The following is a 13316-nucleotide window of genomic DNA, read 5'->3' as shown; positions in this document are numbered from 1 at the left end:
GTTTTCGGTGGCTGACACACGGGCATTGGATCGGGCTGTCAGGCTCCCACATTTGATTGATGGTGTGGCCCAGACTTCTGCCCCGCCGAACATCCCTGTGGGAGCGGGCTTGCCCGCGATAGCGGTGGTCCGGTCACTGTTTTCGGTGGCCGACACACGGGCATTGGATCGGGCTGTCAGGCTCCCACATTTGATTGATGGTGTGGCCCAGACTTCTGCCCCGCCGAACATCTCTGTGGGAGCGGGCTTGCCCGCGATAGCGGTGGTCCGGTCACTGTTTTCGGTGGCCGACACACGGGCGTTGGGTCGGGCTGTCAGGCTCCCATATTTGATTGATGGTGTGGCCCAGACTTCTGCCCCGACGAACATCCCTGTGGGAGCGGGCTTGCCCGCGATAGCGGTGGTCCAGCCACTGTTTCCGGTGGCCGACACACGGGCGTTGGGTCGGGCTGTCAGGCTTTCCATACGCTGGAATTGACCAGGTTTTTCGGCCGCTCGCCCGCCAACGCCGCCAGCAGATTATCCACCGCACACCGCGCCATCGCTTCACGGGTCTCGTGGGTGGCCGAGCCGATATGCGGTGTCGCCACCACGTTGTTCAAACGCAGCAACGGCGAGTCGTGGTTCAACGGCTCACGCTCAAACACATCCAGCCCCGCCGCGCGGATCGTGCGCTGTTGCAGGGCTTCGATCAGTGCCGCCTCATCCACTACCTTGCCCCGGGAGATATTGATGAAAATCGTCTCCGGGCCCATCTGGGCGAATTCCTTGGCGCCAATCAACCCCTGAGTCTGTGCAGTCAACGGCAACGTCAGGCAAACAAAGTCAGCGTGTTGCAGCAACTCCGGCAAGCTGCAGTACCGCGCGCCGAAACGCTGCTCCACCAAAGGTTTGGGCGAATGGCTGTGGTAAATCACCGGCATGCCAAAGCCAAAGTGCCCACGCTGGGCCAGGGCTTCACCAATGCGCCCCATGCCAATGATGCCCAGGGTCTTGCCGTGCACATCGCTGCCAAAGTGCAGGGGGCCGATGTTCTGGTTCCAGTTGCCGGCGCGCACCATATTGGCCAGTTCCACCACGCGTCGGGCGGTGGCGAGGATCAGTGCAAAGCCGGTATCGGCCGTGGTTTCGGTGAGTACATCCGGAGTGTTGCTGAGCAAAATGCCGCGTTGGGTCAGGTAGTCGATGTCGTAGTTATCGACGCCCACCGAAACACTGGCCACGGCTTCCAGGCGCGGCGCCAGGTCCAGCAGTTGCGCATCCAGGCGCAAGCTGGCCCCCAGCAGGCCGTGGGCACTGGGCAGTGCCTCACGCAGTTGCGCCAGGCCCGCGGGGTCGAGGGATTCGATCAAGGTCACCTGGGCCGCTTCATGCAAACGGGCCATCAACGGTGCGGACAGTTTCTTGTACAGCACGACATGCTTTTTCATCAGGTTCTTACCTTCAAATCCAGGGAGTGCAACGGTGCTGCCGGGGACGGCTCCCGGGCACCGGTCTTGAGGAAAATCGTCAGCACCACCGACAGCAGCAACGCGCCGCTCATCAGCAGGTACGACGCACCGGGCGAGCCGGTGCTGCTATTGAGATAACCCACCAGGTAGGAGCCGCCAAACGAACCGAGGGCGCCCATGCTGTTGATCAAGGCCATGGCGCCGCCGGCGACGTTGGCCGGGAGGATTTCCGGGACGATGGCAAAAAACGGCCCGTAGGGCGCATACATGCAGGCGCCGGCGATCACCAGCAGGGTGTAGGACCACCAGAAATGCTCGGCCCCCAACAAGTAGGAACCATAAAACGCCACGGAGGCGATCAGCAGCGGTGGCCATACAAAGCGCTTACGCTTTTGCAGCTTGTCCGAGCCCCAGGACACCACCAGCATGCCGATCACCGCCGCCAGGTAGGGCAGCGCCGACAACCAGCCGGCTTCGACCATGTCCATTTTCAGGCCGGCCTTGAGGATCGACGGCAGCCACAGCACAAAGCCGTAGACGCCGATGCTCCAGCAAAAGAATTGCAGCGCGAGGATGATCACCTTGGGCGAACGGAAGGCTTCGGCATAGTTCTTCACAGCCTTGAGCCCGACCTGTTCGGCGGCCAGGGCGGTTTCCAGGTCGTGTTTCTCGCCAGCGCTCAGCCACTTGGCATCGGCTGGGCGCTCATCGGCCAGGCGCCACCAGATAAAGGCCCAGAACACCGCCGGCAGGCCTTCGATGATAAACATCCAGCGCCAGCTGTAATGCTGTACCAGGTAGCCGGATACCACCGACATCCACAGCATGGTCACCGGGTTGCCGAGGATCAGGAAGGTGTTGGCCCGCGAGCGTTCGGCACGGGTAAACCAGTGGCACAGGTACACCAGCATCGCCGGCATCACGGCGGCCTCGACCACCCCGAGCATAAAGCGGATGGCGATCAACATATAGGCGTTGGACACCACGCCGGTGAGGGTCGCCAGGCCGCCCCAGAGGATCAGGCTGACGAAAATCAGTTTCTTCACGCTACGCCGCTGGGCATAGATCGCCCCCGGTACCTGGAAGAAAAAGTAGCCGAGGAAGAACAGCGCGCCGAGCAGCGAGGACATGCCCGGGGTGATCATCAGGTCTTCGGCCATCCCGGAGGCGGCGGCGAAGCCGTAGTTGGCACGGTCCAGGTACGCCAGGCTGTAGGTGATAAACACGATGGGCATGATGTACCACCAACGGCGGGTGGCGAGTTTCAGGTTGTTCATGGGGTTGCTCCTGAGCTTGTTGTAGTTGTGGCAACAGGTAACGGTTGTCGGTCCAGATCAGCCGGCTTTTTGCCAGGCGGGCAGGTCGGCGCGCAGGGGCAGGCCTTCCATATCGCCGCGACTCTGTACTGCGCGGCTGCCGATCCAGTTGGCGCGCTGTACCGCCTGGGCCAGGCTGAGGTTTTCCAGGAGGGCGCTGATCAGGCCCACCGCAAAGCCGTCGCCGGCCCCCACCGTATCCACCACCTTGGCCACCGGCACGGCGGCGACAAAGCCCTGGTCCAGTTGGCTGCGGTAGTAGGCACCGTGGGGGCCGAGCTTGATGGCTACGGCTTCCACGCCCAGGTCGAGGTAGAAGGCGGCAATATCCCCGGGATCTTCGAAACCGGTCAGCAGCCGACCTTCACTCAGGCCCGGCAATACCCAATGCGCCAGGCCGGCCAGGGCGTTGACGTCGCGGATCATTTTTTGCTCGCTGGGCCATAGCGAAGGGCGCAGGTTCGGGTCAAAGGACACACTGCGGCCGGCCGCGCGCATCTGACTCATCAACTCGCGCGACAGTTCGGCGGTGGCGTCCGACAGCGCCGGCGGAATCCCGGTGGCGTGCAGATGGCGCGCCGTTAGCAATTCTGGAGTGATTGCGGCGCTGGACAAGTGACTGGCCGCCGAGCCACGCCGGAAATACTCGACCTGGGGATCGTCGCCGCTCTCTTCCCGGGACTTGAGCTGAAAGCCGGTGGGGTGCGCGGGATCCACCGCCACATGCCGGCAATCCAGGCCTTCACGCTCCAGGGCCGCGACCACAAACCGCCCCAATGAGTCATGACCGACCCGGCTCAGCCAGGCGACGTTGAAGCCCAGGCGTGACAACCCGATCGCCACGTTACTGTCGGCCCCGGCGATGCGCTTTTCGAAGTGGCCGACCTGGGCCAGGTCGCCGGTTTGTTCGGCGACAAACATCGCCATGGTTTCGCCGAACGAGAGGATATCGATCTCAGACATGGGCATTCTCCACACGCGGTTGGCCAAGGTGGGCGAGGGCGGCGACCTGCTCGGCGGTGACCGCCACCAAGTCGTCGCCTTGCAGCGGGAATTCCACCGCGCGGCTGATACCTTGGGGCATCAACTGCAGCAATTGTTCCCATAGATGCAGGTCGGCGCTGCCGGGCGGCAGGGCTACCAACTTGCCGTCGGCGCGGCGGGCCACGGCCTTGCAATGCAGGTAATCCACATGCCGGCCCAGCAAGCGTGCGGCGGTACGTGCGGACTGGTCTTGCCAGTGCCAGTTGCCGATATCGAAGGTCATTTTCACCGGCACCGCCAGGCGCTCGGCTTCATCGAAGAAGCGTTGCATCGGCTCGATGCGCCCGCCGTGCAGGGTCTGGTCGTTCTCCACCAGTAAGCGCACCGGGTGGCGGTTGAGCAGGGCGCTGAGGCTGTGCAGGTCGTTGGTGTCGGTGAAGTAACCCAGCGAAACCTTCAACCAGCGCGCACCGAACGCCTGGGCCCGGTCGAGGGTGGCGGCCAGCTCCGAATTGGCTTGGGCACGCCCGGCGACCCACAGCTCCAGGGGCGACGAAAACACACACTCCAGATCTTGCGCGGCGGCGGCCTGGGCCAGTTCGCCGGGTTGTTCGCTGGTCAGCAGTTCTTCACGCCATTCAATACGCCTGGCCCCGGCAGCGGCCAGCAGCTCGACGAAACTCAGCTGGCCGCGCTGGCGAACCAGGTCGGCGCCGTAGCTGGAAAGGCTGATGGAAACGGGATATCTATGCATTTTTATTGATCTCTGAAACCGGTTTCATTTGTAGATAAAAAAATGCCCGTGCAGGCGGTTATGCCTACACGGGTTGGGTTGAGCCTCGCACGATCAGTTGCGGGGAAAAATCCAGGGAACGGGTCGCCGAGGTATCGCCGCGCAACCGCTTGAGCAAGCACTCAAAAGCGCTGGCGCCAATGGCTTCGGTCGGCTGGGCCAGGGCGGTGATGCCGCTGCCTACCAGTGGGTACCACTCCAGGTCATCCAGAGCGATCAAGCCAACGTCCTCGAACAATCGGCAACCCAACTCGCGCAGGGCTTTGCTACAGGCCAGCGCGGCAATGCCGTTGGCACAGAACAAGGCTTTGGGCCCGGCTTGGCCTGCGCCCAGAAACGTCTGCAAACGCTGGGGCAGGTCGAGGTCTATCTCCAGTACAGCGCCGTGCATTTTTTTGCGACGGCTGATCTGGGCCTGGAAACTGTCCATGCGCTCAATCCGCGAGCTGGTGCCATCGGCGGCCTCGCTGATCAGCAAAATATCCCGATAGCCCTGTTGCTCCAGGTGATCCAGGGCCATGCCCACGGCCAGTGGGTTATCCAGGCCCACCAGGTCGCTGTGCAGCGCCTCGACCTTACGGTCCACCAGCACCAGGGGCATTTCCCGTTGCAGCTCCAGTAACTGGTCGCGGTGATGGCCCAGGGTATTCACGATCAGGCCTTCGATGTTATAGGCGCGCAACGCCGCCAGGTGCTGGCGCTCCTGCTCGTCATCGCGGTCGGTGTTGCACACCACCAGGCTATAGCCGTGCTGTCGGCAGGCGGTTTCCACGCCATGCATCACGGCAATCGAATAGGGGTTGCGGATATCCGCTACCAGCATGCCGATCAGGCGCGTGCGTCCACGTTTCAGACCACGGGCCATCTGGTTGGGGCGGTAGCCCAGGTCATCAATAGCCTGTTCGATACGTTGGGCGATGGCGTCGGACAGCAGGGCGCGGTCGTCGCCGATAAAGCGCGACACGCTGGCCTTGGATACGCCGGCGCGCTGGGCTACATCAAGCATGGTCACGCGGCTGCGCTGGGCGGCGGAGAATGAAGTCACGGCGGGGCCTTTCTTATTAGTGTGAGGTGGCAGTGCGCTGGGCATTGAAACCGGTTTCAGAAAACACCAGTCAGCCAGTCTCGTCAAGAAAATATTTGTTGGGATCGGTATGAAGTCAGGCCGCTCAAACCGACGAGCGGGGAGCGCACCTGTTAGTTCTGACAGTATCCGCAGCACCACAGGAGGTGTTCAATTGCCCCAACAGAGCCGCAAGCGCCGTGATCAGGTGATGCATAGGCGTGTAAAGGGAGGTTTGGATGAGCACCCACAATGCTGGCCAATCGAGCGCGAATGGCCCCCAAGGCCCAGGAGGCAGCCTGGCGATTGACGCGCCCATCGTCGTCGACGCGCTGCCTGATGGGTTGGTGCCGGTGCAATTTTACTTCTCTGATCTACAGCTTTTGATTCCCACTCCCTGGGCGTTTCTACCGGGTCCGGGCAGAGACCAATATGTCGTGTTCGAGTGGAGCGTCCGCGGTGCCCGCCCGGTCGACACGCCACCGGTGTTGCTGCCTAACCCGATGACGGCCGCCGACTTTCCCTACCCGATGCAGATACCCCAGGCATTTTTGCTGAACAGTGCAATTATTGATCTGACGTTTCGCATCCATAACGGCACGCCGAACAGCCCCAGCGTCGATAGCTCTGAGGTTGTGACGATCAGGATCGACCGCGATGCGCCCGGTGGTGGCGCGTTGCTGCCACCGGCCATTTTCCCCATTGATCCGATTACCGAGGCCTACCTGGTCGCCAACCCCCTGGTGCCCATGGAAATCCCGCAGGGATATTTGGGGCGTGAGGTCGGTGATCAGGTGCCGATGTATTTTTCAGACATGAATATCTTGCCAACCGGCGCGCCGACCCTGGTTTCTGCACCGTTGGCCAGCGCCACCGGCGGCATATTCGTGGACGTGCCCAGCGAGGTGTTCCGTCGTTTTCCGGGGGCGCTCTGGATCTTCTGCTTCTATCGCCTGCAAGACCGTGCCGGCAACATCAATCCGATGTTTTCACTGGTGGCGCAAGTCAGGCTGCAAACCGACCTTCCGCCCTCCAACTACCCTCGGCCCCGTTTCCCGCAATCGGAGTTGCATCCTAATGGCTACCTGACCTGCAGCACCCAGCCTCCGATCTGGTTCGGTGTCGAGGTGTTCATAGCCCCTCACGCGGACATCCGTTCTGGTGATCTGATTACGCTGCGGTTCCAGGGGTACGGGCTGTACCCGGATGTCAATCCAGACCCCAATATCGTGGAAACCCTCACGCATTACTGGGATGAGGTCAGCGATGCGTCCGGCTATGCCTTCTGGATACTCGATGTCGAGCGCTTGATTCGGCCCCTGAAAAAAAACGCCGGAGGAGAAGCTCATTACACGGTGTCCAGGGGAGGCGTGATCATTGGCCGGTCTGCTTCTAGGTATGTGCCGTTCGATCGGGTAGTGAATACCTCGCCCCCCCCGCCAAACCCCATCTACTGCTGGATTGACGGCAATGGCCCAGAACCCTGATTGCGAGTGCTTTGCGTCATGAGTGTTGGAACACCGCGTACGTTTCACTGAACTTCTGACGGGTAAATCCAAAGTTGGTTTGTTTGGCCGCATGTCATACGGCTGGGAAGAGTGTTGCTGCGATTTCAGTCACCTGGCAGTCACTCAAGCAGCGGGGCGATGGCCGTCCGGCCACTTCATGAGTGTTTGTGCGATGCCTACATTAAGTACTAAGGAGAGACTGATATGAGCAGCACCCCTGACGTCACCATTACATCCGAACCTTTGGTTATTGATGCGCCCACGATTGCCGAGGCACTGGATAATGCAACGGGTCTTATTCCAGCGTCCGTTGCTCGTGCGGGTATCACCGTGGAGTGTCGAACCGGGCGGATCTCGGTACCGACCGACTGGCTGGGTATTCAAATTCGCACAACCACCGATCCGGTGCCCACTTGGCGGCCCTTTCTGGAACCATTCCAGATCAACTTGGACCCCGTGCCTGCAATCATCGATAGATACATTCCGGCGCCGTCTCCCGAGTTTGAGTTCCCGCATGGCTTTTATGAGATCAAAGTCGTGCAATACCGCAATTCCAGTGGCGCACCAGGTGCTGCGCGGGACGAGTCCAACCCTGCCGCGTTTCGCGTCGATCTGATTGCGCCCTACGCTGTAGCGTCGTCACGTGAACAACCCACCGTTCCGATGCTGGCTAATGCGCCAGCGGGGACCATTATCGACAATGCGTTCCTGATAAATCATGGCGGCGTGGAGATTGTTATTCCCCGCAACACCTTCAGTCCCCAGCCTGGGCGATTCGAAGCGGGGGACATAGCTAACGTTTACTTCAGCCCGGTAATGGACCCACGACCAGAGTATCTGGTGAGCGGCCCAGGTGTGCCTTTGCTACCACCACCCGACAACAGCACCTTCTTCCTGCCCGCCAGCCAGATCATCTTGAGTGGGCTTTATTATTTTTTCTACACCATGGTTGACCGGGCAGGGAATATCAGTCGCCCATCGTTCAATGAGTTTCGCACGGTCTCGTTACTGACCGACCCCGTACTATTGGAGCCATTCCTACCGCTTGCGCCGGCCCCACGTGACGGTAGCACTGATGATGTGCTCAGCATTGCGGACTTTGTGCTGAGCATTAATCTCCATATCGAACAGTATCTTAATTTCGCTACAGGACTGGACAAGTTCGAGACGCAATGGGAAAGCCAGCCCTTTGGCCCACAAACCACTGAACTCACGGGCTTCCCGGTAGTTTTCAGGAATATGAATGATGCGATCAAGGCCGCCTATACCGCGACGCTAGGTCCTCAGACGGTAAGCGTGCGTTACCGGACTGATCGCAACGGTGTGTTCTTCCTCTCACCCGCTAAAAACGTCCGGCTCGACTTGTCGGTAGAAGGGCCTGTACTGCCGGGCACACTGGAACCAGGCGATATGAACCCTGGGCTGAACCCGGCACAAGTGTTTGGCGAGGACTCACAGGAGTTGAATACCCTGCGCATTGGCGATGCGGACCGACCTGTGACTATTGTGATTCGACTCTGGACCATTGCGGCACTGCCTCACCCAGGCAATCAGTTTTACTTGTATTGGGGCGCCTCCAAAGAGCGTGTCGGGCCTTTCCCTTTAAGCACTACGGTTCCTGGCGAGGACGCGAGGTTTATCATTCCCTGGGCGGTGGTTGCCCGCCACGGGAACAATCTGCAGCCTGTCAGTTATTCTGTCATTGGCCCCGGCACTATCAATGAGAACCCGTCGCCCCTTACCACGGTTAATGTGATCGATGCCGTGACGGTGGAACTGGCGCCGGCAAGGTATGAGAATCTCATCGCTGGCGAATGGACCTGTCAGTCGCTGGTACAACGGATGCCTGGCTCGCCGCCGGTCCTGGCTGCCATGCTTTTCATTCCGGGCGATGTCAGGCTGGTAGTGGGCAATACTGTGGAGGTTACGGTCACTATCACCAACCAGTACCCCCAGCTCCCACCGGGCCCCTTTGTAGAGCCTATTACAACTGGGCCCTTGACCGCTGCCGATGTGGCCAACGGTTTTTATGTCGATATCATTTACCGTCCATTCCTGGCTCAAGCGCCGTTCGGCCCTTGCGAGGTCACCTACACCACGAACGTGGCGGGTGGAGGCATCGGTCGAGGGCGGTTGGCCGAAGTATTCACGATATTCTCCAACCCTGACTCTTTCTGTGATGGCATACCTGCTTAACCTACGAATCAACGCCTCCAAGTCTACAAACTGCTGAAAGCACAAAAGGGAAGCATGGCTTCCCTTTTGTGCATCTGGTAGCAATGGACTACGGCTTGTGGACGGATCAGTTTGCCAGTTGTGCAGTTTTCCATACCACTGCGGTGCCTATACCTAAGCTTTGCTCGGATTAGTCCTACAGTCATCAGTACGTTCACTACGTAACCTCTGCGCCTTACAGGTGAGGCTTCATTCCGCGGGAACGAGCCAAGCCGTTTTTACAGGCGCTACCCAGAGAGTGAACCCCCGATGTCATTACCTACCAGATTCGAGCTCAAGCCCTTGAGCAAGATGATGCATGTTTCAGCCATTAGCGTGCTTCTGCTTGCAGCGATGCACACCAGCGTCCAAGCGGATCAACTGATCGGTGAGTCAAGGACCATTGGCCCCCATGAGATGAAAAATGATTGGCAGTTGGATCATAAGTCCGAGCTGACCGTCAACGGTGCTCGCGCCGGAAATATCCTGGCCAACGACTCGACGCTGAATGTCAATACCGGCAGCCGGATCGAAGATATCCGTGCGACGCAGGGCTCCACCGTCAACGTTGACGGCGCCACTGTTGAATCCAACCACTCGATATGGGGGGCGGTGCGCCTGGATGACAGTGCGGCCATCATTCGCAACAGTGCCATCATCAGCCACACAACTTTCGGTTTGCAGGCGTACCAGAGTTTCAATTCCGACAAGGGCGGCATTGCCCAGGTGTTCAACAGCATCATCCGGGGGGAAAAGAGCGGGGCAATAGCCACGGGCAATGCTGAGTTGCACTTCAATCAGAACACTGTGGTCGAAGGCACCGGCGCCGATAGTGATGGCGTGTGGCTCGACGGTGCAACCGCGACTGCCAGCCAAAGCAGCATCATCGGCGGCAAGAATGGCGTGTTGTTTACCAACGAAGCTGGCAGCAGCGATGCCGGCAAACTGGTGCTGGATAACTCCAGCGTCGAAGGGCGCAACGGCTCGGCCATTGTCGTGGAAGGTCACCCTGGCGCGGAGATGGAAGTTGAAATCGACGTGCGCAACGGCTCAACCCTGACCGGTGGCAATGGCGTGCTGCTGGAAGTCAACGGCGGTGCCCAGGCGAGCATGAATGTCGATAGCAGCCGGTTGAAAGGCGACGTCATTGTCGAAGATGGCAGCACGGCACATTTGAACCTGGAAAACAGCTCCGGGCTCAAAGGCCAGCTGCAGAATGTCACCAGCTTGAACGTAGGCAATGGGTCGTACTGGGAGTTGACCGCCGACAGCCAGGTGGGTGCCTTGAACCTGGTGGACGGTACGGTGATATTCGGCCACACCGATGCGTTTTATCAGTTGGACCTGGACAGTCTCGACGGCAACGGCACCTTCGTCATGGGTACCGATTTTGCCAACGGCATCACGGACTTCCTGAACATCAGCGGCGAAGCCAACGGCAGTCACAGCCTGTTGCTCGCAGCCAGCGGTACAGAGCCGGTCAGCCCCGAAGCGATTCGTATCGTGCATACCGGCGGGGGTGACGCGCAGTTCTCACTGGCGGGCGATGTCGTCGACGTGGGTGCCTATTCCTATGGTCTGAAAAAGGATGGCACCGATTGGTTCCTCGACCCGAACAACCGCGTGATCAGCCCGGCTACTCGCTCGGTCATGGCGTTGTTCAATACCGCCCCCACGGTCTGGTACGGCGAGGCGACTTCCCTGCGTACGCGCATGGGCGAGCTGCGTTTCGAGCCTGGTCAGGCGGGTGTGTGGATGCGTGGTTATGGCAACAAGTACAAGGTGGCCGAGAGCACTGGGGTTGGCTACAACCAGAACCAGCAGGGCTTTACCCTGGGTGCTGACACGCCGTTGGCCGACAGCCAGTGGCTGGTGGGTGTGATGGCCGGCCATAGTACTTCGGGCTTGAACCTCAAGCGCGGTACGTCGGGCACAGTGAAGAGCTACTACGTGGGTGCTTACGCAACCTGGCTGGATGAAGAGAGCGGTCTGTATTTCGACGCCGTGGCCAAGCTCAACCGTTTCCATAACGAGTCCAAGGTCGGCTTGAGTGACGGCACCAAGTCCAAGGGTAAGTACGCCAACACCGGCGGTGGCCTGTCGGCAGAGTTCGGTCGCAACATCAAGCTGGACGACGGTTACTTCGTCGAGCCGTATGCCCAGCTGTCCACCGTGGTGATCCAGGGCGCCAACTACAACATGAAAAATGGCCTGCACGCCGATGGCGAGCGCACCCGCTCGATCATGGCCAAGGCCGGTGCGACGGTGGGGCGTGACATCCAGCTCGACAGTGGCAGCGTACTCCAGCCTTACCTGCGGGCGGCGATGGTGCATGAGTTTGCCAACAACAATAAGGTCGCGGTGAACAACCATGAGTTCAACAACGACCTATCGGGTTCACGCGCCGAGTTCGGTGCGGGCGTCGCAGTTAAGTTGTCGCAAAACCTGCAACTGCACGCCGACCTAGAGCACAGCAGTGGTGGCCGGGTCGAGCAGCCATGGGGCGCCAACGTAGGTGTGCGCTACAGTTGGTAAAGACTTGACGCTTATTAACGCCCGTATCGAAAGATACGGGCGTTTTTTTGCTCTTGCATAATCGATCAACTGGTTACGTCGAAACCGACTTCCAGTGTGTGTGGGTTCCCGTTGACATCTTCATCGGTGGTGCCATTCAGCGTGCCGCTGATTTTGATGATGCCGGCTTCCAGGTTGTTAATGATCAACGTTCCTGAGGAGCAGCGCACGACGTAATGAATCGTAGGCGACTTGACGGCATACCAGACATTGACCTTATTGGACTGCCACTTATCCAGCTCTAATACCTGCCCATTGCGAATGGTGTCGGGCAGTTCAATCGTGATTTTTTCCACGGTGACTGCATTATCAGCATGTCGTGCTAGAAGGCGGTAGATGGCCGCGTCATGGTCATGCACCAGGGTCAAAGTCTGAAAGTGGACCGATATCGTATCGATAAATGCGTCGAATGTACCGGTGGCGCTGAGGGCCTTGGGGTACAGTGCTTTTTGTTGCGCAGGGGACAACTGTTGCGCTTGTACGCTCATGATCGCTTCTCCATCGCTGATGATTGTGCGAATAACAGAGGTTTCGAGGGCTCTGTTCGAGTCATGAAATAGCAGTGCGCGTGGGCTGTAAACTGTCAGAACTAACAGTATACGAAGGCAGCGACTCATGAGTGATGCGTGGCCTGACTCGGCACCTGGCCTGAAAGCATTAGACGCCTTTGCACGGGATTTTCTACTGTGAGGAATGACAGTCTAATAACCTGCCATTAATACGCTTTAGTTCTAAGCCCGATGCAACTTCAAGCGAAAAGCCCCGCCGCAATATTGATCGAGAACCCCAATATCGCCGTATTGAACAGAAACCCGATCAACGACTGCCCCAGTACCACTTTGCGCATGGCGCGGGTAGCCACTCCCACATCCGAGGTCTGCACGGCGACGCCGATGGTGAAGGAGAAATACAGAAAGTCCCAGTAGTTGGGGGTCAGCAACCCCTCGGCAAAGCGCAACGCCGGCTCCTTGCCCTCCCAGGTGTAATACAGGCGAGCATAGTGCACGCTGAAAATCACCCCGATCAGCAGCCACGAACCAATCACCGTCACCCCGGTAAAGCCGTAATGCAGCAGGCGTTCGGCAGTGTCCAGGTCCTTGCTGCCGGCCAGGCCAACGGCAATCGTCGCCAGGCTGGCAATCGCCGCAATGCACACCATAAATAACACCAGGCCGGCGTTTTCATCCTCGACCTCGGCGATGCGCTTGACGTCCTCGGCCTTGGCACGGATGGTCAGGCGCAGCATCAGCACCAGGTAGGTCCAGACCCCGACGTTCCAGCCGATCAGGATTTTGCTGAGGATTGAATCGAAGGGCGCCAGGATGCCGATTGCCAGGCCCAGGACGGCGGCAGCGGACAGGCGAGGGTGGGTTCGGGCGAGGAAGGGCATAGTGCTCACAAATGCAGGATGTT

The 13316-nt window shown here is 59.4% G+C and carries 10 protein-coding genes; 3 read left to right on the top strand and 7 right to left on the bottom strand.

Annotated elements, in window-relative coordinates; genetic code table 11:
- Positions 1-452: 452 nt before the first annotated feature.
- The 5 genes from PSFL_RS09335 to PSFL_RS09315 form a co-directional block, all read right to left on the bottom strand.
- Positions 453-1430, bottom strand: coding sequence for a D-glycerate dehydrogenase (locus PSFL_RS09335; RefSeq protein ID WP_170059194.1), 978 nt, complete (start codon positions 1428-1430; stop codon positions 453-455).
- Positions 1430-2728 carry an MFS transporter gene (locus PSFL_RS09330; protein WP_057959438.1) on the bottom strand — a complete coding sequence of 433 codons (1299 nt, stop codon included), beginning with the start codon at positions 2726-2728 and terminating at the stop codon, positions 1430-1432. The genes PSFL_RS09335 and PSFL_RS09330 overlap by 1 nt, the downstream gene beginning before the upstream one ends.
- Positions 2729-2785: 57 nt before the next feature.
- Positions 2786-3730 carry a sugar kinase gene (locus tag PSFL_RS09325; protein WP_115128284.1) on the bottom strand — a complete coding sequence of 315 codons (945 nt, stop codon included), beginning with the start codon at positions 3728-3730 and terminating at the stop codon, positions 2786-2788.
- Positions 3723-4505, bottom strand: coding sequence for a sugar phosphate isomerase/epimerase (locus tag PSFL_RS09320; RefSeq protein ID WP_115128283.1), 783 nt, complete (start codon positions 4503-4505; stop codon positions 3723-3725). The genes PSFL_RS09325 and PSFL_RS09320 overlap by 8 nt, the downstream gene beginning before the upstream one ends.
- 64 nt (positions 4506-4569) lie before the next feature.
- Positions 4570-5589 carry a LacI family DNA-binding transcriptional regulator gene (locus PSFL_RS09315; RefSeq protein WP_115128282.1) on the bottom strand — a complete coding sequence of 340 codons (1020 nt, stop codon included), beginning with the start codon at positions 5587-5589 and terminating at the stop codon, positions 4570-4572.
- A gap of 257 nt (positions 5590-5846) precedes the next feature.
- Between PSFL_RS09315 and PSFL_RS09310 the strand changes: the two genes are divergently transcribed.
- The 3 genes from PSFL_RS09310 (at position 5847) to PSFL_RS09300 (ending at position 11864) form a co-directional block, all read left to right on the top strand.
- On the top strand, positions 5847-7094 hold the full coding sequence (locus PSFL_RS09310; protein ID WP_397469943.1) for a hypothetical protein: 1248 nt from the start codon (positions 5847-5849) through the stop codon (positions 7092-7094).
- A 225-nt stretch (positions 7095-7319) separates the two neighbouring features.
- Positions 7320-9311, top strand: coding sequence for a hypothetical protein (locus tag PSFL_RS09305; protein ID WP_397469942.1), 1992 nt, complete (start codon positions 7320-7322; stop codon positions 9309-9311).
- Between the two features lie 288 nt (positions 9312-9599).
- Positions 9600-11864 (top strand): autotransporter outer membrane beta-barrel domain-containing protein, encoded by a 2265-nt coding sequence (locus PSFL_RS09300; RefSeq protein WP_397469941.1) that lies wholly within the window; start codon positions 9600-9602, stop codon positions 11862-11864.
- Between the two features lie 65 nt (positions 11865-11929).
- Here PSFL_RS09300 and PSFL_RS09295 read toward each other — a convergent pair whose 3' ends face one another.
- Positions 11930-12391: a hypothetical protein gene (locus PSFL_RS09295; protein ID WP_115128278.1), complete on the bottom strand. Its 462-nt coding sequence runs from the start codon at positions 12389-12391 to the stop codon at positions 11930-11932.
- A 260-nt stretch (positions 12392-12651) separates the two neighbouring features.
- The gene (locus tag PSFL_RS09290; RefSeq protein WP_120734430.1) at positions 12652-13293 is read right to left on the bottom strand and encodes a DUF1345 domain-containing protein; all 642 of its coding nucleotides are present in this window, start codon (positions 13291-13293) and stop codon (positions 12652-12654) included.
- Positions 13294-13316: the final 23 nt, after the last annotated feature.

The sequence above is a fragment of the Pseudomonas sp. DD1 genome (assembly GCF_044510355.1).
Taxonomy (GTDB): Bacteria; Pseudomonadota; Gammaproteobacteria; order Pseudomonadales; family Pseudomonadaceae; genus Aquipseudomonas; species Aquipseudomonas shahriarae.
Note: the sequence above shows the minus strand (reverse complement) of the source record. Positions and strands in the feature narration are given on the sequence as shown.

Excerpts from the sequence above, each read along its gene's own strand:
- PSFL_RS09335 (WP_170059194.1), bottom strand. The coding sequence starts at position 1,430 with ATGAAAAAGCATGTCGTGCTGTACAAGAAACTGTCCGCACCGTTGATG.
- PSFL_RS09320 (WP_115128283.1), bottom strand. The coding sequence starts at position 4,505 with ATGCATAGATATCCCGTTTCCATCAGCCTTTCCAGCTACGGCGCCGAC.
- PSFL_RS09295 (WP_115128278.1), bottom strand. The coding sequence starts at position 12,391 with ATGAGCGTACAAGCGCAACAGTTGTCCCCTGCGCAACAAAAAGCACTG.
- PSFL_RS09310 (WP_397469943.1), top strand. The coding sequence starts at position 5,847 with ATGAGCACCCACAATGCTGGCCAATCGAGCGCGAATGGCCCCCAAGGC.
- PSFL_RS09300 (WP_397469941.1), top strand. The coding sequence starts at position 9,600 with ATGTCATTACCTACCAGATTCGAGCTCAAGCCCTTGAGCAAGATGATG.
- PSFL_RS09325 (WP_115128284.1), bottom strand. The coding sequence starts at position 3,730 with ATGTCTGAGATCGATATCCTCTCGTTCGGCGAAACCATGGCGATGTTT.
- PSFL_RS09290 (WP_120734430.1), bottom strand. The coding sequence starts at position 13,293 with ATGCCCTTCCTCGCCCGAACCCACCCTCGCCTGTCCGCTGCCGCCGTC.
- PSFL_RS09330 (WP_057959438.1), bottom strand. The coding sequence starts at position 2,728 with ATGAACAACCTGAAACTCGCCACCCGCCGTTGGTGGTACATCATGCCC.
- PSFL_RS09305 (WP_397469942.1), top strand. The coding sequence starts at position 7,320 with ATGAGCAGCACCCCTGACGTCACCATTACATCCGAACCTTTGGTTATT.